At 65.2% G+C, this 26479-nt stretch carries 26 protein-coding genes and 1 tRNA gene; 12 read left to right on the top strand and 15 right to left on the bottom strand.

The window, feature by feature from the left end; genetic code table 11:
* Positions 1 to 246: 246 nt before the first annotated feature.
* From greA to AAFG07_RS35175, 4 genes are all read right to left on the bottom strand, one after another.
* The gene (greA, locus tag AAFG07_RS35190) at positions 247 to 720 is read right to left on the bottom strand and encodes a transcription elongation factor GreA (RefSeq protein WP_157113323.1); all 474 of its coding nucleotides are present in this window, start codon (positions 718 to 720) and stop codon (positions 247 to 249) included.
* Between the two features lie 197 nt (positions 721 to 917).
* Positions 918 to 4382, bottom strand: coding sequence for a carbamoyl-phosphate synthase large subunit (gene carB / locus AAFG07_RS35185; RefSeq protein WP_342724265.1), 3465 nt, complete (start codon positions 4380 to 4382; stop codon positions 918 to 920).
* Between the two features lie 347 nt (positions 4383 to 4729).
* A tRNA-OTHER gene (locus tag AAFG07_RS35180) sits at positions 4730 to 4805 on the bottom strand.
* 77 nt (positions 4806 to 4882) lie between these two features.
* Positions 4883 to 5572 (bottom strand): class I SAM-dependent methyltransferase, encoded by a 690-nt coding sequence (locus tag AAFG07_RS35175; protein WP_229168974.1) that lies wholly within the window; start codon positions 5570 to 5572, stop codon positions 4883 to 4885.
* Positions 5573 to 5698: 126 nt separating this feature from the next.
* On the opposite strand from AAFG07_RS35175, the gene AAFG07_RS35170 reads away from it, so the two are divergent.
* Positions 5699 to 6238 carry a DNA starvation/stationary phase protection protein gene (locus tag AAFG07_RS35170; RefSeq protein ID WP_342724264.1) on the top strand — a complete coding sequence of 180 codons (540 nt, stop codon included), beginning with the start codon at positions 5699 to 5701 and terminating at the stop codon, positions 6236 to 6238.
* A 169-nt stretch (positions 6239 to 6407) separates the two neighbouring features.
* On the opposite strand, the gene AAFG07_RS35165 is transcribed toward AAFG07_RS35170, so the two are convergent.
* The 4 genes from AAFG07_RS35165 to carA all read right to left on the bottom strand — a co-directional run bounded on the left by AAFG07_RS35165 (position 6408) and on the right by carA (position 10064).
* The gene (locus AAFG07_RS35165; protein ID WP_342724263.1) at positions 6408 to 6929 is read right to left on the bottom strand and encodes a hypothetical protein; all 522 of its coding nucleotides are present in this window, start codon (positions 6927 to 6929) and stop codon (positions 6408 to 6410) included.
* A 62-nt stretch (positions 6930 to 6991) separates the two neighbouring features.
* Entirely contained in the window at positions 6992 to 8092 is a 1101-nt protein-coding gene (locus AAFG07_RS35160; RefSeq protein ID WP_342724262.1) for a mandelate racemase/muconate lactonizing enzyme family protein, read from the bottom strand.
* Between the two features lie 127 nt (positions 8093 to 8219).
* Entirely contained in the window at positions 8220 to 8717 is a 498-nt protein-coding gene (locus AAFG07_RS35155; RefSeq protein ID WP_342724261.1) for a PaaI family thioesterase, read from the bottom strand.
* Between the two features lie 153 nt (positions 8718 to 8870).
* Entirely contained in the window at positions 8871 to 10064 is a 1194-nt protein-coding gene (gene carA, locus AAFG07_RS35150; RefSeq protein ID WP_342724260.1) for a glutamine-hydrolyzing carbamoyl-phosphate synthase small subunit, read from the bottom strand.
* Positions 10065 to 10225: 161 nt separating this feature from the next.
* Here carA and AAFG07_RS35145 point away from each other — a divergent pair, with 161 nt between their 5' ends.
* The 5 genes from AAFG07_RS35145 to AAFG07_RS35125 all read left to right on the top strand — a co-directional run bounded on the left by AAFG07_RS35145 (position 10226) and on the right by AAFG07_RS35125 (position 15280).
* The gene (locus tag AAFG07_RS35145) at positions 10226 to 10927 is read left to right on the top strand and encodes an alpha/beta hydrolase (RefSeq protein WP_342724259.1); all 702 of its coding nucleotides are present in this window, start codon (positions 10226 to 10228) and stop codon (positions 10925 to 10927) included.
* Positions 10928 to 10985: 58 nt separating this feature from the next.
* On the top strand, positions 10986 to 11441 hold the full coding sequence (locus AAFG07_RS35140) for a GatB/YqeY domain-containing protein (protein WP_342724258.1): 456 nt from the start codon (positions 10986 to 10988) through the stop codon (positions 11439 to 11441).
* A gap of 134 nt (positions 11442 to 11575) precedes the next feature.
* Entirely contained in the window at positions 11576 to 12043 is a 468-nt protein-coding gene (locus AAFG07_RS35135; RefSeq protein ID WP_342724257.1) for a hypothetical protein, read from the top strand.
* Between the two features lie 49 nt (positions 12044 to 12092).
* Entirely contained in the window at positions 12093 to 13613 is a 1521-nt protein-coding gene (locus AAFG07_RS35130) for an FAD-dependent oxidoreductase (RefSeq protein ID WP_342724256.1), read from the top strand.
* 56 nt (positions 13614 to 13669) lie between these two features.
* Positions 13670 to 15280 carry an acyl-CoA synthetase gene (locus AAFG07_RS35125; RefSeq protein WP_342724255.1) on the top strand — a complete coding sequence of 537 codons (1611 nt, stop codon included), beginning with the start codon at positions 13670 to 13672 and terminating at the stop codon, positions 15278 to 15280.
* Positions 15281 to 15455: 175 nt separating this feature from the next.
* On the opposite strand, the gene AAFG07_RS35120 is transcribed toward AAFG07_RS35125, so the two are convergent.
* The 4 genes from AAFG07_RS35120 to AAFG07_RS35105 are packed head-to-tail and all read right to left on the bottom strand — an operon-like array spanning position 15456 to position 17235.
* Complete coding sequence (locus tag AAFG07_RS35120) at positions 15456 to 15971, bottom strand: SRPBCC family protein (RefSeq protein ID WP_342724254.1); 516 nt, start codon at positions 15969 to 15971, stop codon at positions 15456 to 15458.
* 32 nt (positions 15972 to 16003) lie between these two features.
* On the bottom strand, positions 16004 to 16471 hold the full coding sequence (locus AAFG07_RS35115) for an SRPBCC family protein (protein ID WP_342724253.1): 468 nt from the start codon (positions 16469 to 16471) through the stop codon (positions 16004 to 16006).
* Complete coding sequence (locus AAFG07_RS35110) at positions 16464 to 16928, bottom strand: SRPBCC family protein (protein ID WP_342724252.1); 465 nt, start codon at positions 16926 to 16928, stop codon at positions 16464 to 16466. The genes AAFG07_RS35115 and AAFG07_RS35110 overlap by 8 nt, the downstream gene beginning before the upstream one ends.
* The gene (locus AAFG07_RS35105) at positions 16921 to 17235 is read right to left on the bottom strand and encodes a metalloregulator ArsR/SmtB family transcription factor (protein WP_342724251.1); all 315 of its coding nucleotides are present in this window, start codon (positions 17233 to 17235) and stop codon (positions 16921 to 16923) included. Before AAFG07_RS35105 ends, AAFG07_RS35110 begins: the two co-directional genes overlap by 8 nt.
* A 120-nt stretch (positions 17236 to 17355) precedes the next feature.
* Here AAFG07_RS35105 and AAFG07_RS35100 point away from each other — a divergent pair, with 120 nt between their 5' ends.
* From AAFG07_RS35100 to AAFG07_RS35090, 3 genes are all read left to right on the top strand, one after another.
* Positions 17356 to 18795, top strand: a complete 1440-nt coding sequence (locus AAFG07_RS35100; RefSeq protein ID WP_342724250.1) for a hypothetical protein — start codon at positions 17356 to 17358, stop codon at positions 18793 to 18795.
* 7 nt (positions 18796 to 18802) lie between these two features.
* Positions 18803 to 19336, top strand: coding sequence for a hypothetical protein (locus AAFG07_RS35095; RefSeq protein WP_342724249.1), 534 nt, complete (start codon positions 18803 to 18805; stop codon positions 19334 to 19336).
* Positions 19337 to 19590: 254 nt separating this feature from the next.
* The gene (locus tag AAFG07_RS35090) at positions 19591 to 20208 is read left to right on the top strand and encodes a LysE family translocator (protein ID WP_342724248.1); all 618 of its coding nucleotides are present in this window, start codon (positions 19591 to 19593) and stop codon (positions 20206 to 20208) included.
* Positions 20209 to 20217: 9 nt separating this feature from the next.
* Here the strand turns inward: AAFG07_RS35090 and AAFG07_RS35085 are convergent, their stop codons facing one another.
* The 3 genes from AAFG07_RS35085 to AAFG07_RS35075 are packed head-to-tail and all read right to left on the bottom strand — an operon-like array spanning position 20218 to position 24490.
* Positions 20218 to 21141, bottom strand: a complete 924-nt coding sequence (locus AAFG07_RS35085; protein ID WP_342724247.1) for an FAD binding domain-containing protein — start codon at positions 21139 to 21141, stop codon at positions 20218 to 20220.
* Positions 21138 to 23819: a molybdopterin-dependent oxidoreductase gene (locus AAFG07_RS35080; protein WP_342724246.1), complete on the bottom strand. Its 2682-nt coding sequence runs from the start codon at positions 23817 to 23819 to the stop codon at positions 21138 to 21140. The genes AAFG07_RS35085 and AAFG07_RS35080 overlap by 4 nt, the downstream gene beginning before the upstream one ends.
* Positions 23816 to 24490, bottom strand: a complete 675-nt coding sequence (locus AAFG07_RS35075) for a helix-turn-helix domain-containing protein (protein ID WP_342724245.1) — start codon at positions 24488 to 24490, stop codon at positions 23816 to 23818. Before AAFG07_RS35075 ends, AAFG07_RS35080 begins: the two co-directional genes overlap by 4 nt.
* 192 nt (positions 24491 to 24682) lie before the next feature.
* Here AAFG07_RS35075 and AAFG07_RS35070 point away from each other — a divergent pair, with 192 nt between their 5' ends.
* From AAFG07_RS35070 to AAFG07_RS35060, 3 genes are all read left to right on the top strand, one after another.
* Positions 24683 to 24916 (top strand): hypothetical protein, encoded by a 234-nt coding sequence (locus AAFG07_RS35070; protein WP_097671814.1) that lies wholly within the window; start codon positions 24683 to 24685, stop codon positions 24914 to 24916.
* A gap of 9 nt (positions 24917 to 24925) precedes the next feature.
* Positions 24926 to 25102: a hypothetical protein gene (locus AAFG07_RS35065; RefSeq protein WP_342724244.1), complete on the top strand. Its 177-nt coding sequence runs from the start codon at positions 24926 to 24928 to the stop codon at positions 25100 to 25102.
* A gap of 282 nt (positions 25103 to 25384) precedes the next feature.
* Positions 25385 to 26473, top strand: a complete 1089-nt coding sequence (locus AAFG07_RS35060) for a PepSY-associated TM helix domain-containing protein (RefSeq protein WP_342729334.1) — start codon at positions 25385 to 25387, stop codon at positions 26471 to 26473.
* Positions 26474 to 26479 lie beyond the last annotated feature (6 nt).

The raw sequence follows: 26479 nt of genomic DNA, 5'->3' as shown, positions 1-26479 counted from the left end.
TCGCTCCACGGAAGTTGCGAGAGAACGCACCAGTGACACGGTGACACGCCGCGATGCGTGTTGCGACGCAATCATCGGCTCCGCCCCAGTCCCCGACATGATTATACTGCATAAACATGTCACGGCCTCACTAGTATGCTGCCTACCCGCCCTCCACTCACATTGCTGTCAGACGGGGAAAAAACGCGGGCACAAAAAAAGCCGCGTGCAACACGCGGCCTTTTTGCACCAGTCACGTCAAGGTAACTACCGCCACTCGACCTTGGTGATCTCGTAGGCCTTGGCGCCGCCCGGCGCCATCACCTCGACGGTGGTGCCCTTCTTCTTGCCGATCAGCGCGCGCGCAAGCGGCGAGGTGATGGAGATGCGGCCCTTCTTGGCGTCGGCCTCGACCTCGCCGACGATCTGCCACACCGCCTTCTTCTCGGTGTCCTCATCGATCAGCGTCACGGTCGCGCCGAACTTGATGGTGTCGCCGGACAGTTTCGAAATGTCGATGATGTCGGCGCGCGCGAGCTTGTCCTCGAGCTCGGCGATGCGACCCTCGTTGTGCGACTGCTCTTCCTTGGCGGCGTGATACTCGGCGTTCTCCGAGAGGTCGCCATGCGAACGCGCTTCCGCAATGTGTTCGATGATGCGCGGACGATCCTCCGACTGTCGCTTCTTGAGCTCGTCCGTCAGCGCGGCGTATCCGCCCGCGGTCATCGGAACCTTATCCATCATCTTCGTCCTTCATCGTGCGCGCCCGGCGGCCGTGCACGAATATCCAGTTCAGCTAACGCAGGAATCAGGACGCGAATGCGCCCGGAAGCCCAGTGATTTTCGGCCCCGCTAAGGGCCGTGACAACATCCAATCGCGCGGTGAGTTCCAGCCATTCGGCTAATTGACCGCTTCGGGCTTTCAGCCCGGGCAGCGGTCAGCTTTCGGAAAAGTAACTCTGAAGCGTGCGGACCTCAAGGTCCCCGTCCCGATAGGCCCGGATCCCCCGCGCGGCCGCCACCGCGCCTGAAAGAGTGGTGTAATATGGCACTTTATGCAAGAGGGCAGCCCGCCGCAGCGAGCGGCTGTCAGCCAGGGCCTGCGGACCTTCGGTGGTATTGAAGACCAGCTGGACGTCTCCATTGGTGATGGCGTCGACGATGTGCGGACGCCCTTCGAGCACCTTGTTCACCTTTTCCGTCGGCACGCCGTGATCGCTGAGATAGCGTTGCGTGCCCGAGGTCGCCATCACCTTGAAGCCGAGCGAGTGCAATAGCCGCACCGCATCCGCAATGCGCATCTTGTCGTCGCCGCGCACCGAGACGAACACCGTGCCCTGCCGCGGCACGCGCGTGCCGCCGCCGAGCTGGCTCTTCGCGAATGCCACCTCGAACGAGCGGTCGATGCCCATCACTTCGCCGGTCGAACGCATCTCCGGTCCGAGCACGGTGTCGACGCCGGGGAAGCGCGCGAACGGGAACACCGATTCCTTCACGCCGACATGGTCGAGCTTCTTCTTCTTCAGCTTGAAGTCGGCGAGCTTCTCGCCGGCCATGATCCGCGCCGCGATCTTGGCGACCGGCATGCCGATCACCTTGGCGACGAACGGCACGGTGCGGGACGCGCGCGGGTTGACCTCGAGCACGTAGATCTCGCCGTCCTTGATGGCGTATTGCACGTTCATCAGGCCGACCACGTCGAGGCCGAGCGCGAGCTCGCGGGTCTGCCGCTCCAGCTCCTCGATGGTCTTCGCGTCGAGCGAATGCGGCGGCAGCGAGCACGCGGAGTCGCCGGAGTGGATGCCGGCTTCCTCGATATGCTCCATGATGCCGACGATGAAGGTGTCCTTGCCGTCGCAGAGGCAGTCGACATCGACTTCGGTCGCATCGGACAGATAGCGATCGAACAGCAGCGGGTTCTTGCCGAGCACGGTGTTGATCTGCCCGGTCTTGTCGTTCGGGTAGCGTGCCTTGACGTCGGCGGGCACCAGCTCGGGCAGGGTGCCGAGCAGGTAATCGTTGAGCTGGGTCTCCTCGCGGATGATCTGCATCGCGCGGCCGCCGAGCACGTAGGACGGACGCACCACCAGCGGCAGATCGAGATCGGCGGCCACCAGGCGGGCCTGCTCGACCGAATAGGCGATGCCGTTCTTCGGCTGCTTGAGGCGGAGCTTGTCGAGCACGCGCTTGAAGCGGTCGCGGTCCTCGGCGAGGTCGATCGCATCCGGCGAGGTGCCGAGGATCGGCACTTCGGCGGCTTCGAGGGCGCGGGCAAGCTTCAGTGGGGTCTGGCCGCCGAACTGCACGATCACGCCGTGCAGCGTGCCGTTCTTGCGCTCGGTCGCGATGATTTCCAGCACGTCTTCGGCGGTGAGCGGCTCGAAATAGAGCCGGTTCGCGGTGTCGTAGTCGGTCGACACCGTTTCCGGGTTGCAGTTGACCATGATGGTCTCGTAGCCGGCGTCCTCCAGCGCGAAGCAGGCATGGCAGCAGCAATAGTCGAACTCGATGCCCTGGCCGATGCGGTTCGGGCCGCCGCCGAGGATGATCACCTTCTTGCGGTCCGACGGCGCGCTCTCGTCGGCAAGCTCGCCCGCGAACGGTCGCTCATAGGTCGAATACATGTAGGCGGTGGGCGAAGCGAACTCGGCCGCGCAGGTGTCGATACGCTTGAACACCGGGCGCACCCCGAGCGCGTGGCGCTTGGCGGTGACGTCGGCCTCGGTGGTTTCGGTGAGCACGGCGAGCCGTGCATCGGAGAAGCCCATCGCCTTCAGCATCCGCATCGAGAATGCGTTCGCCGGCAGACCGTTGCTGCGGACCTTGTCCTCCATCTCGACGATGGCGCGCATCTCCGCCAGGAACCAGGGGTCGATCTTGCAGGAGTTGAATATCTCCTCGTCGGTCCAGCCGAGCCGCATCGCTTGCGCGACCTGCAGGATGCGGTTCGGCGTCGGCGTGCCGAGCGCGGCGCGGATCGCGTTCTTGTCGTCGCCGCGGCCGAGCCCGTCGATCTCGATTTCGTCGAGGCCGGTCAGGCCGGTCTCGAGCCCGCGCAGGGCCTTCTGCAGGCTCTCCTGGAAGGTGCGGCCGATCGCCATCACTTCGCCGACCGACTTCATCGAGGTGGTCAGCGTGGAGGATGCGCCGGGGAATTTCTCGAACGCAAAGCGCGGAATTTTCGTGACGACGTAATCGATCGTCGGCTCGAACGAGGCGGGGGTGGCGCCGCCGGTGATGTCGTTGGCGATCTCGTCGAGCGTGTAGCCGACCGCGAGCTTGGCTGCGACCTTCGCGATCGGGAAGCCGGTGGCTTTCGAAGCCAGCGCCGACGAGCGCGACACGCGCGGATTCATCTCGATCACGACCATGCGGCCGTCGACGGGGTTGATGCCGAACTGGACGTTGGAGCCGCCGGTCTCGACCCCGATTTCGCGCAGCACCGCCAGCGAGGCGTCGCGCATGACCTGGTATTCCTTGTCGGTCAACGTCAGGGCCGGCGCGATGGTGATGGAATCGCCGGTATGCACGCCCATCGGATCGAGATTCTCGATCGAGCAGATGATGATGCAATTGTCCTTTTTATCGCGCACCACCTCCATCTCGTACTCTTTCCAGCCGAGCACGCTTTCCTCGATCAGCACCTCGTTGGTCGGCGAGGCGTCGAGCCCGCGCTCGATGATGTCGAGGAACTCTTCCTTGTTGTAGGCAATGCCGCCGCCGGTGCCGCCCATGGTGAAGGAGGGCCGGATGATCGCGGGCAAGCCGATCTCCGACAGCGCCATCAAGGCCTCGCCGAACGCGTGCTCCTGATAGCGTTTGCGGCGTTCGTTCTCGCCAAGCGTCCACTGCCGCTCGAGTTCTTCCAGCGCCTCGCCGGACAGCTTCTCCCGCTCGGCGAGATATTTGTCGCGGTAGGACTTCTTCAGCGCCGAGGCGTTGGCGAGCCGCGATTTGGGCGTCTCCAGCCCGATCTTGGTCATGGCCTCGCGGAACAGCTGGCGGTCCTCGGCCTTGTCGATGGCATCAGCGGTGGCGCCGATCATCTCGACGTCGAACTTGTCGAGCGTGCCCTGCCGGCGCAACGAGAGCGCGCAGTTCAGCGCGGTCTGGCCGCCCATGGTCGGCAACAGCGCGAAGCCACCCGGTATGACGTGGCGCTCTTTCTCGATGATCTTGCCGACGATCTCGGGGGTGATCGGTTCGATATAGGTCGCGTCCGCCAGTTCCGGATCGGTCATGATGGTGGCCGGATTGGAATTGACGAGGACGACGCGGTAACCCTCTTCCTTCAGAGCCTTCACCGCCTGCGTGCCGGAATAGTCGAATTCGCAGGCTTGGCCGATCACGATGGGACCGGCGCCGATGATCAGGATGGTGGAGATGTCGGTTCTTTTGGGCATCAGCTCTCGCGGACTGGAATTTGGGCACAAAAAAAGGGCGCGCGTCCCGCGCGTCCCTCGAGCCATGCGCCACATCTTGTAGCGCCGGAAGCGCGATCCCTCGCGCGCGGGTGGTCTTTAGACCAGTTTCCGCACCTGCGAAACCCCCAAAAACACCCAATCAACTGCGATTCTGGGGGAAATGGCTCATTCGAGGGGGGCGATTGGGACGCGGGGAGGCTGCCGAGGCCCGGCTGCGCTCGCTGCCCAGTCCGTCTACGCTTTCGCTACGCTCAAGCTACGCCGGACACGCTTTGCCCCGCCGGTCCTGCGTGGCTGCGCCACGCGTAGCCCGTCAGGGCGAAGCGTGGAGGCCCGGCCTGGAGTTGAACCAGGATAAACAGTGTTGCACCACTGCCGCGTCGACGCTTCCGCCACCGGGCCGAGTGGATCATTGCTGATTATTTCAGCGGCCGCTACGTTTACTTTTGGTTAACCCTAATATTTTGTGCAACCTCTGATCAGTGGTGCGCCACGAACGTCATTCGCCACGGATTGTGCCCGATGTTGCGCGGCGCGCGCGTGGCGTCAAAGCCTGCGGCGGCGAGCTTCGCGATCATCTCGTCCTCGCGGTAGCGCTGCAGCCCGATCCTGGTGCGCAGCTGCCGGTAATCGGACAGCGCGGTCGAGGCGAGCCCGATCAAGGCATCGCGCAGGAAGCCATGGGTCGCCGCAAAGCGCAGCAGCGCGATGACGTCCCTGGCCATGCCGACTTCAGGCCGCAGGATATCGCCGAGCACGAAACGGCCCGAGGGTTTCAGCAGGCGGTGGATCACGTCGAATGCGGAGTCGAGCTCCTGCGGCGTCATGTATTGCGCCACCGAATTCATCACCACGAGGTCGATCGAATCCGCCGCCATGTTCTTCAGCTCATCGAGCGAGCGGACGCGGATCCTGGTGTCGTATGCGAAGCGCGCGACCAGGCGGCCGCGCACGCCGGGCGCCGGCTCCGCCAGATAGAGCTGCGCGCAGGCATTGGCGACCTTTGCCGCCGACAGCGCCTCACCGCAGGCATAGTCCAGCACCACGGCGTCGGGCGAGGTGATGTAGCCGATGATGTCGTTGGCGATGACCTGGAAATGAAGGTCGCGGTGCAGTCGGCTCGCATAGATCGTATGCGTGGAATCGTAATAGTCGATCCATTCATCCATCGCGTTTGGTATCCGGCAGAACGGGTTCCTGACTTCCAGGAACAGGTGGGCTGATGATGCGTTAGCGGTCCGGCGGCCAATGTTCAATGCGCCGAAATACGGGGGTTCCTAACAGGAAGGTCCAACGTGAGCAAAGCCAAGAGTGACGCCAAGACTGACAAGATCTCGCCCGATCTCGACACGCCGAACGATCTCCCGCAAGCCGCGGTGGATACGATCTCGGCCTCGCTCAACACGCTTCTGGCGGACGCTTTCGCGCTCTACCTGAAGACCAAGAATTTTCACTGGCACGTCAGCGGCCGGCATTTCCATGATTACCATTTGTTGCTGGACGAGCAGTCGGACGCGATCTTCGCGACCACCGATCAGCTCGCCGAGCGGGTACGCAAGCTCGGCGGCGCGACGCTGAGGTCGATCGGCGACATCGCCAAGCATCAGACCATCAAGGACAATGACGAGGACTTTGTCCCGCCGCGCGAAATGCTGCGCGAGCTGATGGAGGACAACAAGCACATCGCGGCGGCGATGCGCAAGGCGCACAAGCTCGCCGACGACCATGAGGATTCCGGCACCGCCGGCCTGCTCGAAACCTTCATCGACGAAACCGAGCGCCGCACCTGGTTCCTGTTCGAGGCAAGCCGCCAGGAAGGCAGCAACGCTGCCTGACTTTCACCCTCTCCCCTTGTGGGAGAGGGTGGCGCAATCGAGCGGAGCGAGATGAAGCCGGGTGAGGGGTTCTCTCCGCGGAGACAGACCCCTCATCCGTTGCGGATTTCATCCGCGCCACCTTCTCCTACAAGGGGAGAAGGGAAGAGAGCTGCGCTCGCCAGAAGCATCACCGCCGCCACAGCCGCACCAGCGGCCCGTTCTTGCCCATCACCGGATCGGTCGCGGGGATCGCGACCAGCGGGATCGTCTTCAGCGCCCGGGCGTGGTTCTCCGGCGTCGGCCGTTGCAGGTCCATCGGCGGGCCCGGCGGGTAGGCGCCGACCACGCTGAAGTCGCCGCTCGCCGACAGGCATTGATGCCCGGTGCCGGCCGGCAGGATCGCGATGTCGCCGGCGACAATCTCGAGCGCGCGCCCGCGCTCGCCGCCGAACTGCACGCGCGCGCTGCCGCGGGCGACCCCCAGCGCCTCGTGCACGGTGGCGTGGTAATGCGCGAAGTCGTAGACGCCGTTCCGCCACATCGCGCCCCACCCATTGTCGCCGAACAGCTGCTCGATCGCGGCCTCGGGATTTTTGCCGACGTCGACCGCACCCTTGTAGACCAGAAACGGCATCGGATTGTTCGGCACCAGGCCGTCGTCCTGAAAGACGATGGTCAGGGGCTCGGCATCCTTACTCACCACCGGCATGGCGGCTCTCCAGCGTTGCGAGGGGCGGTGATATCAAACCGTCGGTCCGGAAACCGTTCCGGCTAGATCTTGAACTTCAGCACCTCGTCCTTGAATTGGAGCCCATGCCCCGGCCGTTCCGGCGCGGTGATCATGCCATTGGCAATCTCCGGCGGATCGACCCAGAGGTCGTCGATCAGGGCCATGTTCTCGCACCAGATGCCGTTCGGGATCGAAGCCAACAGGTGCACATTGAGTTCGGGGAACAGATGCGGCGCGATGGTGATGCCGAACGTGTCCGCAAGCGCCGCGATCTTGCGCAGGTCGGTCATGCCGCCGCGCATCGGGTCGGGCTGCAGGATCGGCAGGCAGGGATTGAGAAAGAACGGCCGCAGATCGTAGCGCGTGAAATGCGTCTCGCCGCCGACGACGCGCATGTCGAGCGCCGCCGCGATGCGCTGATAGCCGGCGAAATCGTCGGCCGGCACCGGCTCCTCGAGCCAGTAGATATCGTACTTCTCGAACTTGCGTCCCATCTCGATGGCGACATCGGCGCTCCAGCCCATGTTGACGTCGATCATGATGTCGATGTCGGGCCCGAGCGCCTCGCGCATGCGGCGCACATTGTCGAGGTCCTGCGCGGGCGTGTGAACATGCGCGACCTGCATCTTGATCGCCTTGTAGCCCTGCTTGACGAAATGCAGCGCCTTCTCGATCATTCCGTCGCCGCCGGCGCCGCGGAAGCATCCGGAACCATAGATCGGGATTTCCGAGCGATAGTGTCCCCACAGCCGGTGCAGCGGCAGGCCGGCGCGTTTTCCCACCGCATCCCACAGCGCGATGTCGAGCGCCGACATCGCCATCGCTGCGATGCCGCCGCGGCCATAGGTCATCGTCGCGGTCCACAGATCGCGCCAGATCGCCTCGATCGCAGTGGCATCCTTGCCGATCACGCGCGGGATGATGCACTCGTCGAGACAGGCCGCGATCGACTGCATCGCCGGGCGAAACACGAACAGATAGCCCATGCCGGTGATGCCGCCGGATGTCTCGACGTCGCAGATCAGGATGTCGCGCGTCGCGCCCAGCGCTGCGCCCTTCAGCCAGCGATCGTCGGCCCAGGGCAGTCGCAACATCGTGACGCGGATGTCGCGGATGGTCATGTCCGGATTGGTTGAGGTCATCGGGTGTTTCCTTCCTTCCAGGCCGGATCATGTGGCCTGATCTCGGACCGGGGAACTCAATCACAGAGCACTGCCGCCAATCCAGCGCGCTTCGTCATGCCTCCAATGCGCCAGGACGCGATTGCCTTCAGGCGTTTTTGGGAAGCTCGAACACCATGCAGGTCGTGGTCGCGTGCGCGATCAGCTTGCCGTTCCCATCGGTGATGCGGCCTTCGGCGGTCGCGGCGCGACGGCCGGCGTTGAGCACCCGGCCCTCGGTGCGGATCTTGCCGGTGTCCTGGCTCATGCCGCGGACAAAGGAGATCTTGAACTCCAGCGTGGTGTAGCCCGAACCCTTCGGCAGGGTGGTCTGCACCGCGAGCGCCATTGCGGAATCGAGCAGGATCGCGACATAGCCGCCGTGCACCGAGCCGATCGGGTTGTAGTGGCGCAGACCGGGGATGCTGTGGATCACCACATGACCCGGCTCGGCGGTGCAGTCGAACGGCTCGACGTTCTCCATGATCGGCGGCTCCGGCAAGGTGCGGGCGAAGATGCCGCGCACGAAGTCGAGCCCCGGCATCGACGCCATCACCTCGATCGAGGAGACGCCATATGCGGGCTTCGGGGTGACGCTGTCGGTCATGTCGGCATGTCCCGTGATGTGATGCGAAGGCGCATGGTCGCACGTCGATGCTTGCGGCACACGACAGTCCGTCATGCCCGGACTTGATCCGGGCATCCATCTTTCTTCAAGGGATGGATTGCCGGGTCAAGCCCGGCAATGACACGTGCAAGCCTAAGCCGCCTGCTTCTTCTTCCGCATCAGATCGGCAAACCGCTGGAACAAATAGTGCGAGTCGCGCGGGCCGGGCGAGGCCTCGGGGTGGTACTGCACCGAGAACACCGGCTTGCCCTCGAGCGCGATGCCGCAATTGGAGCCGTCGAACAGCGAGATATGGGTCTGGGTCGCACCAGCAGGCAGCGTCGCCTGGTCCACCGCGAAGCCGTGGTTCATCGAGGTGATCTCGACCTTGCCGGTGGTCTCGTCCTTGACCGGATGATTGGCGCCGTGATGGCCCTGATGCATCTTCATGGTCTTGGCGCCGACGGCGAGGCCGAGCATCTGGTGGCCGAGGCAGATGCCGAAGGTCGGCGTCCCCGAAGCGATCACCTTCTGGATGACGGGCACGGCATATTTGCCGGTCGCGGCGGGATCGCCGGGGCCGTTCGACAGGAACACGCCGTCCGGCTTCATCGCCAGGATGTCCTCGGCTGCCGTCGTCGCCGGCACCACGGTCACCTTGGCGCCGACGCCGGCGAGCAGGCGCAGGATGTTGCGCTTGATGCCGTAGTCGATCGCGACCACGTTGAACTCCGGCGCGGTCTGCTGGCCAAAGCCCTTGCCCCACTCCCAGGGGGTCTCATCCCAGGTGAAGCGCTGGCCGGAGGTGACCATCGGCACCAGGTCCATGCCCTCGAGGCCGGGCCATTCGCGGGCCTCTTCCTTCAGGGCGTGCAGGTCGAACTCGCCGCTCCTGGCGTGCGCGATCACGGCGTTGGGCATGCCCTTGGAGCGGATCAGCGCGGTCAGCGCCCTTGTGTCGATGCCGGAAAGACCGATGATGCCGCGGGCCTTCAACCACTGATCGAGATGTTTGGTGGCGCGGTAGTTCGAGGGATCCGTGATCGCCGAGCGCAGGATCACGCCGCGCGCGCCGGGTGTCGCGGCCATGTTCACCGTCTCGATGTCTTCCTCGTTGGTGCCGACATTGCCGATATGCGGGAAGGTGAAGGTGATGATCTGGCCGGCATAGGACGGATCGGTGAGGATCTCCTCATAGCCGGTCATCGCGGTGTTGAAGCAGACCTCGCCGACGGCGTGGCCTTCCGCGCCGAGACCGAAGCCTTCCAGCACGGTACCATCGGCGAGCACAAGGAGCGCGGTCGGTTTGTGGTCCGGCCAGGCGGGAGCGTTTTCGGGGGTTGTCATGAGCCCTTTAAATAGTCGCCGCACCCTGCGGCGTCAAAGCGAAAGGGTGCCGATTCACACGGCAATACCGGCCGATTTGACAGGCCGGAACGGCCTTTTAATCTAAAGTTCCTTGAAGCGGCCGTTTGCTTGCCGAAAATGACCCGGTCCGGAGCTCCCGCATGGACAATACGATGCCGATCCTGCTCGTCCCGGGCCTCATCTGCTCACCGCGGATCTTTGCCCCGGTTATCCCGGCGCTGTGGCGGTGCGGGCCGGTCACGGTCGCCAACCATGTCAGGGACGACAATATGGGCGCGATCGCCCGCCGGATCCTGGCCGAGGCGCCGCCGCGCTTTGCGCTCGCCGGGCACTCGATGGGCGGCTACATCGCCTTCGAGATCATGCGGCAGGCCCCCGAGCGGGTCGCGAAACTGGCGCTGATGAGCACCCAGGCGAGGGCCGACACGCCGGAAGCAACCGCACGTCGCCGCGGCATGATGGAGCGTGCCAAAAACGGTCAGTACCGGAGCGTGGTCGACGAGCTGTTTCCGGGCTTCGTGCATCCGTCACGGCAGGGCGATGCGGGCCTGCGCCGGATCGTCGACGACATGAGCGAGGATGTCGGCGCCGAAGCCTTCATCCGCCAGCAAAATGCGGTGCTCAGCCGGCCGGATTCGCGGCCGGGCATGGCCTGGATCAAGTGCCCGACCCTGGTGCTGACGTCGGATACCGACAACACCGTTCCGAATTTATTGTCGGACGAGATGGCCAACGGGATTCCCGGGGCCAAGCTCGTGGTGCTCGCCAATTGCGGTCACCTGCCGCAACTGGAGCAGCCGCAGGCCTGCGCCGATGCGCTGGTCGAGTGGCTTAGGAACTAGGTTGTCCCGCGGCTGCAAACTGCCTACATGAAGAGATTACCGGCTTAAGGACACCAGGATGCTGCGCGACGACATCAATACGGCGGTCAAGGAAGCGATGAAGGCGAAGGACGAGCGCAAGCTCTCCACGCTGCGCATGGTCAATTCGACCATCAAGAACGCCGACATCGACGCGCGCGGGCAGGGCAAGCCGCCACTGTCCGATGCCGACCTTCTGAGCGTCCTGCAGAAGATGATCAAGCAGCGCCAGGAATCGGTCGAGCTCTACGACAAGGGCGGCCGTGCCGAGCTCGCCGCCCAGGAGCGCGCGGAGATTGCCGTGATCTCCGCGTACCTGCCGAAGCAGATGTCTGATGACGACGTGAAGGCCGCGATAGCGGCTGTTATCGCCGAGACCAATGCTGCCGGGATCAAGGATATGGGCAAGGTGATCGGCGCCCTGAAGGCGAAATACGCCGGCCAGATGGATTTCGGCAAGGCCAGCGGCCTGGTGAAGGCGGCGCTGTCGTCCTGATTTCGTAGCCCGGATGCAGCGAAGCGAAATCCGGGTAAGTCTATCCGTTCGGCGAGGTCCCCGGATTGCGCTTCGCTTCATCCGGGCTACGCAGGACTCGCCCTGTGAGGGTAGGATAGCGGCGGAGGCTTCCGATGTTTCGTGTCGCGGCGGACAGTCTGGAAGCCTACCTCGCCTTCGATCCCGGCCGGACCGCGGATCTCGAACAACTGCATGCGGTGATGCGAAAGGCCGCGCCCTCGCTCAAGCGGCACTTTCATGCGGGCACGCCGGCCGGTGAGGCCGGCATGCGCATGAACATGATCGGCTACGGTCAGTTTCGCTATGCGATCAGGTCCGGCAAGACGGCTGTCTGGCCCGTGATCGGGGTGGCGCTGCAGAAGAACTACATCAGCATCTATGTCGCGGTGACCCGCGGCGGCAAGCCGCTGGTGTCCTGCTACGCCGGCAAGCTCGGCGAATTGCGGGCGGGCGGCAACAATTTCAGCTTCGAGACGTTTGTTGATCTGAAGGCGGCTGCCGTTGCGGCGCTGTTCGCCGAGGCCGCCGAGATCTTCAAGGCGGATCAGGAGAACCCGGTCCGCTACATGCAGGGAAGCTGATGAGGGCGGTGCCCTCGGGGTGACGTGCTGGAAAAACTGGAGATAGGCCATGGCCGATCAGCAAGCTCCTTCCGGTCCGGATCTGACACAAGGCGTCGCACTCGCCGACTTCTCGGGCGCGATGTTGCTCGGCCATGTCGGCGAGGATGACGTGCTGCTGGTGCGTTCGGGGGCGGATATTTTCGCCATCGATGCGCATTGCAGCCATTACCACGGCCCGCTCGCCGAAGGTGTGGTCGAGGGCGAAACCGTCCATTGCCCCTGGCATCACGCCTGCTTTGATGTTCGCACCGGTGAAGCGACCGCGGCGCCCGCCTTCAATGCGCTCGCGGTCTGGAAGGTCGAGCGAGAGGGCGATCGCATCGTCGTGCGCGAGAAGCGCGAGCAGCCGAAGCCCCGCGTCAAGGGCCCGCGCGATGCGCCCGGCAGGATCGTGATTGTCGGCGGAGGCGCAGCGGGGTTTGCCGCCACCGAGATGCTGCGACGGCAGGACTATCGCGGCAGCATCGTCATGCTGAGCGGCGAGGCCACGCCGCCGGTGGACCGGCCGAACCTGTCGAAGGATTTCCTCGCCGGCAGCGCGCCGGAAGACTGGCTGCCGCTGAAGCCGGAGAGTTTCTACACCGACGCGGCGATCGATCTCAGACTCAGGACCGAGGTCCAGTCGATCGACGCCGGCCGCCGCAACGTCGTGCTCGCCGGCGGCGAAACGATTTCGTACGACCGGCTGCTGCTGGCGACCGGTGCGGAGCCGCTACGGCTGCCGATCCCGGGCGCGGACCAGCCCCACGTTCACGTGTTGCGCACGCTCGACGATTGCCGGGCGATCATCGCCTCGGCCAGCGGCGCCCGCCGCGCGGTTGTGATCGGCGCAAGCTTCATCGGGCTCGAGGTTGCGGCCTCGTTGCGCGCGCGGGAGATCGAGGTTCACGTGGTCGGGCTGGAACAGCGGCCGCTGGAGCGCGTGCTCGGGCCTGCCATGGGCGATTTCGTCCGTGCGCTGCACGAGGAGCATGGCGTGGTCTTCCACCTTGGCGACACGGTGACCGCGATCGACGGCAAGCGCGCACAGCTGAAGAGCGGGCCGGCGCTCGATGCCGATCTCGTCGTGCTCGGTGTCGGCGTGAAGCCGCGGCTCGTACTGGCGGAAGGGGCCGGGCTCGCGATCGATCGCGGCGTGAAAGTGGACGCCTGTCTCGAGACCAGCGTTCCCGGCATCTACGCGGCCGGCGATATCGCGCGCTGGCCCGATCCGCACAGCGGCGAGAACATCCGGGTCGAGCACTGGGCGGTGGCCGAGCGCCAGGGGCAGACCGCCGCGCGGAATATGCTTGGGCAGCGCGAGGTGTTCGATGCGGTGCCGTTCTTCTGGAGCCAGCATTACGACGTGCCGATCAACTATGTCGGGCACGCCGAGCAGTGGGACCAGATCGCGGTGGACGGCAGTATTGCCGGCAGGGATTGCATGCTCCGCTACAAGCGCGGCGGGCGCGTGCTCGCGGTCGCGTCGATCTATCGCGACCGCGAAAGCCTCGAGGCCGAGATCGCAATGCAGCGGGCGGCAGCCTGACCGCATTCCCCGCAAGAAGGGTTTATGGTCTCACAGCAATGGTCTAGTCTGCGGCCATGCTTCAGGAAGCCAAAACCTACGACGAGCTCTACAGCAACTTCCGCTGGGACGTTCCCGCGCGCTTCAACATGGCGACGGCATGCTGCGATCGCCATGCCGACGGCACCGGGCGGCTTGCGCTCATCTATGTCGATGAGGATGGCGGCACCACGCGCACCTCGTTCGATGAGGTCGCGGACGCCTCGCGCCGCTTCGCCAATGTGCTGACCGCCGACGGCCTGCTGCGTGGTGACCGCGTCGCGGTGTTCCTGTCGCAATCGCTGGAATTGCCGGTCGCGCATCTTGCGGCGTTCCGCGCGGCGCTGATCTCGATCCCGCTGTTTGCGCTGTTCGGCGAGGACGCGCTCGAATTCCGCCTGTCGAACTCGGCGGCGAAGACCGTCATCACCGATGAGGCCGGCTGGGAGAAGATCGCCAAGATCCGCGATCGCCTGCCCGAGCTGAAGAGCGTCTATATCGTCGGCGAGACGACGCCTGCCGGTACGAAGTCGTTCTGGAGCGCGATCAAGTCGGCGTCACCGGAATTTGCCACCGTCGACACCTCGGCCGACGATCCCGCATTGATCATCTACACCTCCGGCACCACCGGCAATCCGAAGGGCGCGCTGCATGCGCACCGCGTCGTGCTCGGCCATCTGCCCAATGTCGAGATGTGCCACAACTTCCTGCCGCGACCCGGCGACCTGATGTGGACGCCGGCGGACTGGGCCTGGATCGGCGGGCTGATCAACGGCCTGTTCGCGTTCTGGTACCACGGCATTCCGATGGTCGGTCACCGCGCCCGCAAGTTCGAGCCGCAGGCCGCGATGCAGATGATGGCCGAGCTCGGCATCCGCAACGTGTTCCTGCCGCCGACCGCCCTGAAGCTGATGCGGCAGGCCAACGTGAAAAATTCCGGCGTCAAGCTGCGTAGCATCTTCACCGGCGGCGAGTCGCTTGGCGGTGAGCTTCTGGGCTGGGTGCGCGAGACCTTCGGCATCGATGCCCATGAAGTGTTCGGGCAGACCGAATGCAATCTGGTGATCGGCAGCAATTCCAATTTGTTTCCGATCCGTCCGGGCTCGATGGGCCGTGCCACGCCGGGCTTCGACGTTCGCATCGTCAACGACAGAGGCGAGGAACTGCCGCGCGGCCAGCGCGGCATCATCGGCGTGCGCCAGCCGTGCGCCTGCACCATGATCGAGTATTGGCGCAATCCGGAAGCGACGCGGAAGAAATATGCCGGCGAATTCCTGCTGACCGGCGATCTCGGCGTCCAGGATGAGGACGGCTATTTCTGGTACCTCAGCCGCGAGGACGACGTCATCACCACCGCCGGCTATCGCGTCGGCCCGTCCGAGATCGAGCACACGCTGATGAAGCATCCGGCGGTCGCGATGTCGGCGGTGGTCGGCATCCCGGATCCGATCCGCACCGAATCGATCAAGGCCTGGATCGTGCTGCGGCCGGGCTATGCGCCGAGCGACGTGCTGGCGCGCGAGATCCAGGAGTTCGTCAAGGTGCAACTCGCCGCCCACGAATATCCGCGCTTCGTGCAGTTCGCCGACAGCCTGCCGATGACGGCGACCGGCAAGGTGCTGCGGCGGGAGTTGCGGGCGCTGGGCTAACCCCCCACCGTCGTCCCGGCCTCCACCGTCGTCCCGGCGAAGGCCGGGACCCATTACCACCGCTCTAAGCGGTTAGAATTCGCTGGGACCACAACGTCGCGCAACACAAGCATTTGTGGTTATGGGTCCCGGCCTTCGCCGGGACGACGGTGGAGTATGACGCGCATCGCTCGTCCTACCCTGGCATCGGAATTCCCAGTTCCTTCAACGCGGCCAGCATGCGCTGCGGCGGCTGCATCGGGATCACCATGGCCTTGCCGGTCTCCAGCAGGCTCTTCAGACTGGAGAGGATCGCCGGCCAGCCGGTGCGGCCGCCGGACAGGATGTCGTCGCTGATCGGGCGGTCATGCGATTGCAGCAAGGTCAGCTTCACGCCGTCGCCGGCTTGCTCGATCTCGTAGGTGACGAGCGTCGGCCCGAGCTTTTCGACGAGCTGCGGCCAGTTGACGTTGAAGGTGACGGTCAGCCGCTTCAACGGATCGCACGCGATCACCTCACCGGAGATGTGCAGCGCGCCGTCGGGCGTGCGCACGATGTAGGCGCCGCCGACCCGAAGGTCGACCTCGACCGCGTTGCCGGAGAAATATTGCCGGCTCAATTCGGCATTCGTCAGTGCCTGCCATACCTTCTCCGGCGTGGCGGCGATGTAGATCGCATAGACGATCGCCGGCTTGAATTTCTCGATGTTCATGTCCGCACGTGTCCTTCGATAGATTTTCATTGTCATTCGAAGCCGTCGATCCCGAGTGCGGCAGGCGGGATCGTGACCGTCTTGCCGGTCTCGAGCAGGCTCTTGAGCCCGGACAGGATCGCCGGCCAGCCCCTGGAAATGCCGTCGAGCAGCTTGCTGCCCACGCCGAAGCCCTCATGGGTCACGGTCAGCTTCACGATCTTGCCATGCGGCTCGAGCGTGAAGACCACCTTGGTCGCCGGCTCCTTGCGCATCTCCTCGTCGCGCACGTGCTTGAAGGTGTAGGCGAGACGCCGCGGCGGATCGGCCTCGAGGATTTCGCCGGTGTCGGTGGTCTCGCCGCCCGTCACCAGCGCGAGCGGCGAGCCGACCTTCCAGTCCGATTTCAGCTCGGTGTCGAACCAGTACTGCCGGGTGAAGCTGCTGTTGGTCAGCGCCTCCCACAGTCTGTCCGGCGTGGTTTCGATATAGGTGACGTAGACGAATTCGGGCTTAGGCATGGTAGGCCTCCCTGGCGCCGCTCGTCAGCAGCTCGGCCGGCAGTTCGCGCCCGGTCTCCAGGAAACTCTTCAGGCTCGCGATGACCATCGGCCAGCCGCCGGAGATGTCGCGCAGCGTCTTCGGACCGAGGTTGTCGTGTGTCACGGTCAGCTTGACGACCCCGCCGTGCGGTTCGATGTCGAAGGTCACGCGCGAGACCTGCTCGCGCGCATGACCTTCCTTCACCACGTCCCAGCTATAGGCGAGCCTGTTCGGCGGATCGGCGATCAGCACCTCGCCCTGCACGCTGCGGCTGCCGTCCTTGATCAAACAATAGGGCGAGCCGACCTTCCAGTCCGAGCTGACCCGATAGCCGAACCAGAAGCGTTCGGTGAAGTCGCTCGATGTCAGCGCGTGCCACAGCTTCTCGGCGGTGGTCTCGATATAGGTGACGTAGACGTAGTCCGGCTTACTCATCACGCTTCTCCAATTGTCTTTTCAATTCGCTGAGCGCGGCGAGCTTCCCGCGCTCGAATTTCCTGATCCACCGCTCGCCGATCTGATGGATCGGAACCGGGTTGAGGTAGTGCAGCTTCTCGCGGCCATGCCTGACCGTGGTGACGAGGTTGGCCTCCTCGAGAATCCCAAGGTGCTTGGTGACGGCCTGACGCGTCATGTCGAGACCGTCGCAGAGCTCACCGAGCGTCTGCCCGTTCTGATCGTGAAGCCGGTCAAGCAGCGTCCGCCGTGAGGCATCCGCGAGGGCTTTGAAGACTTCATCCATGGGGCAGATAATAGGCAACCAAATGGTTGCATGTCAAGAGCGTGTGTTTGGGCGCTGGTATCGCCGTGCTAGCGTCCCGCGCAGCCAACGCAGATTGGTAGGGAACTCGGGGTGATGCGCATGGGTGGTCGCGTTACGGCAGTTTGCTGCACGTTTCTTCTTGTCCTGCTCGCAAATGCTGCGAGCGCCCAGCAGAAGATCGGCGACCCGCCCGAAGCCTCCAACATGCGGCTGGTTGGAACCAGCGACTTGCAGGCACGCAGCGCCTATCAGCCGACCATCCATCACCAGGGCGACAGATGGATCGCCTATATCGGCCATCACGGCGGCACCGACGACATTCCCGATCCCGTCAACCCGATGACCGGCAAGGCCGAGCCGAACGGCACCTCGATCGTCGACGTCACCGATCCTGCGCATCCGAAATATCTGCGGCACATTCCCGGACAGGAAGGCAAATATGAATCCGGCGGCGCGCAGATGGTGCGGATCTGCGACGGCAAGGATCTGCCGAAGGGCGATCGCAACGCGGTCTACATGCTGCGCACCTTCGGCAGCGAAGCGCATGAGATCTGGAACGTCGCCGATCCCGCAAATCCCGTGCTGGTCAGCCGGATCGGCGGGCTGAAGGACACGCACAAGAATTTCTGGGAATGCGACACCGGCATCGCCTTCCTGGTGTCGGGCGCACCGGACTGGCGCACGCGGCGCATGACGCAAATCTACGATCTCTCCGATCCGGCGCAGCCAAAGAAGATCAGGGATTTCGGTCTGCCCGGGCAGGAGCCGGGCGCGACCGGCGCGGTGCCGACCGAACTGCACGGGCCGATCTCGACCGGGCCGAAGGGCAACCGCGTCTATTTCGGCTACGGCACCAACAAGGGTGGCTTCCTGCAGATCGTCGATCGCGAGAAGCTGTTGCACGGGCCGAAGGAGCCGACACCGGACAATCTGACATTCCCGGAGATCGCACGGATGCCGCTGTCGGCGCTGAACGGCGCGCACACGGTGTTTCCGATGCCCGGCATGCCGATCGCGGAGTTCGCCCATGACAACGACGGCAAGAGCCGCGACATCGTGATGATCGTCGATGAGGCGATCCAGAACGAGTGCGGCGAGGCGCGGCAGATGGTGTGGTTCGCCGACGTCACGACGGAAGCGCGGCCGATGATGATCTCGAACTATACGGTGCCCGAGGCCTCCGGCGCGTTCTGCGAGCGCGGCGGCCGGTTCGGCTCGCATTCGTCGAACGAGAGCATGGCGCCGGTCTATTACAAGAAGCTCGCCTTCATCGCCTTCTTCAACGCCGGCGTCCGCGCGCTCGATATCCGCGATCCCTATCATCCAAAGGAAGTCGGCTACTTCATTCCCGCCATCACCGCGGCGACCGACAAGCGCTGCGTCACGATCGATAGCAAGGACCGCTGCAAGGTCGCGATCCAGACCAACAATGTCGAGACCGACGAGCGCGGCTATATCTACGCGGTCGACCGCGCCAACACCGGCCTGCACATTCTCGAACTGACCGGCGCGGCGCGGGCCGTCGCCGGTCTGCCGTGAGCCGGCGATGACGCGCTCGTGGCCGGTCATCGCGGCGATGTTCCTGGCGCTCGGCGGCCTCTCGGCCGTGGCCGGCTACGAGATGGCGCCCCCGCGGACCGCGCAATGGCGCGAGATCGCCTGGCCGTTCCCGCGTGACAGCTGGCCCGCCGGCCGCGCCTTCCATTGCGGTGTGGCGGAGTGCGGCGCTGAGGTCGAGGTCTATCTCAGGCCAAAACTCGGCTTCTGCAATTGCGACAGCGGCGTTGCCGATGACGACGAGGTCGATCGCGTTTCCGATGTCGACATGATCAGCCCGCGCTTTGTGCCGCTGAAGACCGGCGATGTCGTCGATGTCGCCGATATGCGCGGACGGATCAGGGCTTACGATCTTGATGGCAAGCGCACCGCGATCGGCATCGCGGCCTCGCATCGTTGCGATCTGATGGCGGTGGCGGCGCAGGGCGGGGGAGATGCGGCGCGGATCCAACGAGCGACGTTGAAGTTTCTGGAGGGGCGAGAGATCAGAGCATGGATGATCGCGGCCATGGAGGGCCGTTGAGCGCAGCGTGCGTCTTCCTTACCTCGCCCCGCTTGCGGGGAGAGGTCGGATCGCATCGCAAGATACGATCCGGGTGAGGGGGCACAGGTCTCTCGGCTCACACCGCCTGGTGGAGAGAGCCCCTCACCCCAACCCTCTAAGAGCGAGCTGCGCTCGTCTCGACCCCGTGAAGGACGGGGGGAGGGAGCGACACCTGCCGCTTCCATCCACTCTCTCCACATGCATAATGTCAGGAAAGAACAGACGAGCCCCCAATGTCCCTGCAAGCCTATTTCGCCTTCGTCGCCGCCTGCATTGCGCTGGCGCTGCTGCCCGGTCCGATCGTCACGATGGTGATCGCCAACGGGTTGCGTTACGGCACGCGCGCCGCGCTCACCAATGTGCTGGGCGCGCAGGTCGGGCTCGCGATCGTGATCGGCATCGTCGCGGTCGGGCTGACCTCGCTGATGGCGACGATGGGGTACTGGTTCGACTGGGTGCGCTTCGCCGGTGCGGCCTATCTGGTGTGGCTGGGCATCAAGCTGATCCGCTCGCCGGTCGAGGGCGTCGGCACTGACGATCGGCCGCCGCCGCCGCGCGGCGGCTTCTTCCTGCAGGGCTTTCTGGTGCTGCTCTCGAACCCGAAGGTGCTGGTGTTCTTCGGCGCCTTCATTCCGCAGTTCATGGATATGGACAAGCCGCACATTCCGCAGGTGGCGGTGCTCGGCGTCACCTTCATGGCGACCGCCGTGCTGACCGACGCCGCCTACGCGTTGGCGGCCGGCCGCGCCCGAAAGTTCTTCTCCAAGGAGCGGACCCGGCTGATGTCGCGCGTCTCCGGCGGCTTCATGATCGGCGGCGGCATCTGGCTGGCGCTGACCCGGGCACGGTGAGCCTGCGCGCTACACAGCAATCCGCTCGACCACGTCGCGCACCAGGCCCGTCAGCAGGTCGAGCTTGTATCCGGTCATCGTCAGCGGCTTGGCCCCCGATGTTGCCAGCTCGGCGGCTTCCGCGATGGTCGACGCGTTGGCCGGCTTTCCCTGCAGCGCGGCAGCGCATGCGGCAAGACGCAGCGGGACCGGGGCGATGCCGCCGGCGGTGATGTGGACCTCGCGGAACACGCCGCCTGATAGCACGGCCCGCACGCAGATCTCGACCAGCGGCCATTCCGCATATGAGCGGCTGATCGCGCGCTTGTAGAGCGCGCGCTCGCCGGCCAGCGGGGCAGGGAGCTCGATCCGTTCGATCCGTTCGCCTGCCGCGAGCAGATTGTCGACAGTGCCGTTGCTGCCGTCGCCGAGCAGGTCTGAAATCGACAATCCGCTGCGCCGGTCCGTGGTCACCTTCGCATCATAGGCCAAGAGCGCCATCGCCATGGTCGACGGATGCGGCGCCACGCAGGGGCCGAGATCGAACGCGACGTGATAGAGATGGTTGCCGGATCGCGCCGGACACTCGGAGCCGCCCTTCTTCAGGCAGGCGATCTGCGGATTGCGGAAGTACCAGCAGCGCGACCGCTGTGCGAGGTTGCCGCCGAGCGTCGCCATGTGCCGGATCTGCGGTGTGGCAAGGCCCTGCGCCGCCGCGGCGATGCCGGGATAGGCCTGCGCGAGCCGCGCGTCGGAGGCGATCGCAGCGATCGCGGTCAGCGCGCCGATCCGCGCCGTGCCGTCCGTACCCCACGCGATCCCGACCGTATCGGGACTGGCGGTGAGATCGATCACCGATCCGCACGACAGGCCGCTGCGGCGGCGCTCCGACAGATCGGTGCCGGCGGCGCGGAATTCGGGCGCGGCGATGACGCCTGCGGTTGCGACGCTCATGCGGCATCCCTCCCTTTCAGCGCGGCGACGATGCGGTCGGGCCGGATCGGAATCTCGGTGAGGCGGACGCCGATCGCGTCGTGGATCGCGTTGGCGACCGCGGCCGAGGTCGGCACCGTCGAGGCCTCGCCGATGCCGACGCTGTTGCCGAGCACATGGTCGAAGCCGGCTTCGTCGAAATGGACATCGATCTCGGGTGTATCGGCGATCCCGGGGATGCGATAATCTTCCATCCCCGCGGTCAGCACGTCGCCGCTGCTCGGATCGAGCTCGCGCGCCTCGTAGAGCGCGTAGCCGAGGCCCTGGATCACCGCGCCGCAGGCCTGGCTATGCGCCAGCGCCGGCGCTGCGATCTTGCCGACCGCAATCCCGGTGTGGACGTTGAGCACGCGGACATGGCCGAGCCAGGTGTCGACCTCCACCTCGATCACCTGCACCGAGCTCGGCACGCCGGCGCCGACCGCGATGTTCGAGAAGCGGCGCATCATCCAGCCGAACACCATGCCCATCAGCCCGACCTCACGCAGCGGCGAGCGGATGCCGGGCGCGGTGTTCTTGCCGTCCTCGCCGCGCGACTCGACCACGGCGATATCGGGCGAGCGCGCGATCAACTCGCGCCAGGGCGCGTTCGAGCCGGGCACGGGCTTTCGTGTCGCCTGCTCGAGGATCGCGGCCTTCAGTTTCCGCACCGCCTGCAGCGTCGGCGGCATCACCGAGGCAGTGACGCGGCTGCCGCCGGAGCCCGGCCCTTCGGGCAGCGATGAATCGCCGATCCGCACCTCTATGTCGGCAGGCTCAAGATCGAACTCGCGCGCGATCGTGTCGGCAAGCACGCTGCGGGTGCCAGTGCCGATGTCCTGCGTCGCGGTGCTGGCGACGATCCGGCCGCCCGTGACCGCGACCTCGACCTTCACGTTGGGCTGCCAGAGATAGAGCCAGTAGCCGGTCGCCATCCCGATGCCGCGGCGGTAGCGTCCATTCTGTGCGGGTTTGCGATTGCGCCAGATCTCGAGCCCGGATGCCCAGTCGTAGAGGCGCTGGCGGTTGGGATCGGGATCCCAGCGCTTGCGCAAGGCGATCGGGTCGACGTTGAGCCGCAGCGCGGCCTCGTCGATCGCCTGCTCCACTGCGAACGCCATCGGCGGACCGCCGGGGCCGCGGAAGGCCGCGCCGGGCGGCAAATTGCTGATGACGTCGAAATCCGAAAGGTCCTTCGCCTCGGCCGGATAGATCAGCCGCGCCAGGCCCGCGATGGTCGAGTTGGTCGCAGCGCCCGTATCGGCATGCGCGGTGACCGAGAGCGCCTTCAGGCTCCCCTTGTCGGAGGGCAGCAGCGCGACCTTCAGTTCTGCGGCCGGACGATAACCGGCGACGGAGAGCTCTTCCTGCCGATCGTAGGCGACCCTGACAGGCGCTTTCGCCTCGCGCGCGAGTTCGATGGCGGCGATGGTCTCGACGCCCAGGCTCGCCTTCGATCCGAAGCCGCCGCCGACGTGATCGGCGATCACGCGGACCTTGTCGTGATCGAGCTTGTAGCGTTTTGCGATCTGCTCCTTCAGGTGGAACACCTGCTGGGTCGAGGCGTGCAAGGTCAGCCGGTCGCCGTCGAAGCGCGCCACCGCGGCATGCGGCTCGAGGCATGCATGCTGTTGCGTGGCGGTGCGGAAGGTTGCCTCGACGAGCAGACGATTGTTGGCCTGACGCGCCTCGTCGACCCAGTTGCGGGCCTTCTTGGCGCGCGTCGAGAACACAGCGGTCGGCCCGCGGATGTTCTGCTTCCATGGCGCCGGCCCGCCGGCCGCCTCCGAGACATTGCCGGCCCGCTTGCGGTTCGCTCGGTCGAAAACCACAGGCGCGCCATCCTTGCGCCCGGCGTCGAGCCCGACCACCGCCGGCAGCCGTTCGCTGGTCAGCTTGATCGCAGCCAGCGCGGCCAGCGCCGTCTTGCGGTCCTTTGCGGCGACCGCCGCAATCGGCTCGCCGACATAGCGCACGATGCGGTCGTCGCCGAGCAGCGACACTGCGGCGACGCCAGTGAGCGCGCGCGCCGGCGCCAGATCAAGCGCGGTGATGCGGGCATGCGCCTCGCGCGAGCGCAGGATCAGGCCTTCGAGCTGGCCGTCATGGTTGATGTCGACGGTGTACTTTGCCGCGCCGGTCACCTTGTCGCGCGCCTCGATGCGCGGCGCTGTGACATTGTCGCCGTCGAAGCGGCCGGCGCAGGCGTCCGCCACCGCACGGAAGATCCCGTCATAGGCGCCGCAGCGGCAGAGATGGCCCGACAGCGCCGCGCCGATCTCCTCGCGTGACGGCACCGCCGTTCCCCTGGTGGCGCGCCAGCGGTCGCAGAACGCGGTCGCCTCCACGATGAAGCCCGGCGTGCAGAAGCCGCATTGCAGGGCGTCGTGCGCCATGAACGCCTTCTGCACCGGATGCAGCCCGGCGGCGCCGATGGCTTCCACCGTCGTCACCGCTTTGCCGGCCGCGGCATGCGCCGGCATCAGGCAGCTTGCGACAGGCGCGCCGTCGACCAGCACGGTGCAGGCGCCGCAGACGCCGGCGCCGCAGACGAGCTTGGTGCCGGTGAGCTTGAGCTGGTCGCGCACGATGTCGATCAAGAGCGCATCGGGATCATCGGGCAGCGATTCAACGTGGCCATTGACGGTCGTCGTGTTCATGGACGTCCTCCTGTCTTGCGGCGTGTCGGCTTGTCCTCGATTACCGCCTTCTTGACGGGCGGCTTCCCGGATTTTGGCAAGGATTTCGGCACCGCGCCCGCGCAGAGCGTTCGCACCATCATGGCCATGTCCTTCAGGAACGCGTCCGCCGGCTGCATCGCCGGATACTGCGACTTCGATGCGTACACTGACATTTCGATCAGCCGCGCGAATTCGGCCGGCGAGAGCTCCTGCGGCAGCGCCAGCTGATGCTTGCGAACGGTCCGCGCGATGGTGGCCACCATGCGCTCCGCATAGCGTGCGGCGTAGGTCTGGTAGAGATCGCGCGCGTGCACGAGGTGCTCGGAATACAATTCCTCGAGATGCGGCGAGCCGTCCAGCGACGCGATCATGGTCGACATCCGCGCGGTCATGCCCGCGGCAAGGATGTCGCCGAGATTGCCGCCCGCCGTCTCTGCCTCGGCAACGGCAACCTCCTCGGCCGCGATCGCGGACTCATGCACGCGCTCGATCACGGCGCGGAACAGCGCTTCCTTGGATTCGAAATGATGATAGAGCGCCTGCCGCGTCAGGCCGGCGGCTTCGGCGACTTGCTCGATCGAGGAGCGCCGAAAGCCGTGCCGGCGGAAAACCAGCATGGTGGCGTCGAGAATGCGGGTTTTCGGTCCCATTTGACGATTTTGACAAATATAGGAGAACTGTCAAATCGCGATCTGGTGAAGGCGGCGCCGCGGCCTGGCGCCGCCCCGCGCGCTTATGTGAGCCGCGTCACGGATCGGCTCGCGCTGCCCACGTAAAGCTTCGTCATGCAAGGGCGAGCCCGATCGCCCGGAGCTTGCGAGGATACGCAGATGGCCCAGGACATGACACAGGTCTATTTCCACTGCTCGAATACGCGCGGCGTGCTGATGGATCGCCGCGGCACCTCGGTGACCAGCCTCGCCGAGGCCTGCGAGGCGGCGACCCGCATGATGCGCTCGCTGGTCGCAACGGTCAGCCTGGAAGACTGGCGCGACTGGGCCGTGCATGTCAGCGACGAGGACGGCGAGGAGATCGTCATCCTGCCCTTCGCATTCGTTCTCGGCAAACCGCACTGAGAGCGCGCCATGCCGTCGCTGCTGTTATTGCTACCTCTGCGCCGCGGCCTGAACGCGATCACGACCGGCTGGCAGAATTTGATCGCGCGAATGCGCGATCCCTACCGGCCCGAGCTGCACTACATGCGCGGGCCGGGTCCCAAATGGCGCGCGAAGCATCCTGTCCACGTCGCGTCAGCCGGTTGAACGCGGCGATCCAATTTAGAACGATCCCAGGAAATCGCGCTGAAGGCCGAGACGCATCGTCGCAGTTCGCGGACGCTCTCGTTGCGAGATCGCAACACGATCAAACGATAAGTCCAACACTGGACGGGTTCTAATCGCCGCCCGGCTGCGCACATCCGTCGTCGTGTTAGTGACGACAAGAATGGAGACTGGAATTAGGTAGCGAAGTTGACTGCGACGACCAAATCCCTGCGGCGATGGGGCGCCGTCCACAAATGGACCAGCCTGATCTGCACCTTGTTCATGCTGCTGCTCTGCATCACCGGCCTGCCGCTGATCTTCCACGACGAGATCGATGATCTCCTGCACAGCCAGGTCAAGCCGGTCGAGGCGCCGGCGGGCACGCCGCCGGCCAATCTGGATCATCTGCTCGGCAACGCGCTCGCGCGGGCGCCGGGCAAGGTGCCTCACTTCCTGATCTGGGATCGCGACGAGCCCGGCGCGATCTGGGTCAGCGTTGGCCCGACGATCGACGCCGATCCCACCAGCAACCTCCTGATCCGGATGGATACGCATACCGGCGCCTATCTCGATTCCCCTGATGTGACCGGCCGCTTCACCTACATCATGCTGAAGCTGCACACCGACATGTTCGCGGGCCTGCCCGGCAAGCTGTTCCTTGGATTGATGGGGATCCTATTCTGCGTCGCGATCATTTCCGGCATCGTCGTCTACGCGCCGTCGATGCGAAAGCTGCGCTTCGGCGCCTACCGCGCGCAGCGGACCCGCGTCGTACGCTGGCTCGACGTCCACAATCTCGCCGGCATCCTGCTGGTGGCCTGGACGCTGGTGGTTGGCTTCACCGGGGTCATCAACACCTGGGCCGACCTCGTGCTCAAGATGTGGCAATTCGGTCAGCTCGCCGAAATGACCGCGCAGTACAAGGACCGGCCGGTGCCGTCGAAGCTGACCTCGCTGAACGGGGCCGTCGAGGTTGCGAGGCATGCGGTACCGGGAATGACGCCGAGCTTCGTCGCGTTCCCGGGAACCCTGTTCAGCAGCAAGAGCCACTACGCGGTGTTCCTGCACGGCGATACGCCGCTGACCTCGCGGCTGCTGAAGCCCGCGCTGATCGACGCGGAAACCGGTGATCTGACCGACAGCCGCGACATGCCCTGGTATGTGTCGACGCTGTATGTGTCGCAGCCGCTGCATTTCGGCGACTATGGCGGCATGCCGCTCAAGATCGTCTGGGCGCTGCTCGACATCCTCACCATCTTCATCCTGGTCACCGGCGTCTATCTGTGGCTGCGCCGGCGCAAGGCGGGCGTGAGCCAGGAGCGCGCCATCGCCAACGCCGCCTCGATCGACAACCCCGCGCTCACGTCGTGACATCAG

This window comes from Bradyrhizobium sp. B097 (genome assembly GCF_038957035.1).
In the GTDB taxonomy this organism is placed as follows: domain Bacteria; phylum Pseudomonadota; class Alphaproteobacteria; order Rhizobiales; family Xanthobacteraceae; genus Bradyrhizobium.
Note: the sequence above shows the minus strand (reverse complement) of the source record. Positions and strands in the feature narration are given on the sequence as shown.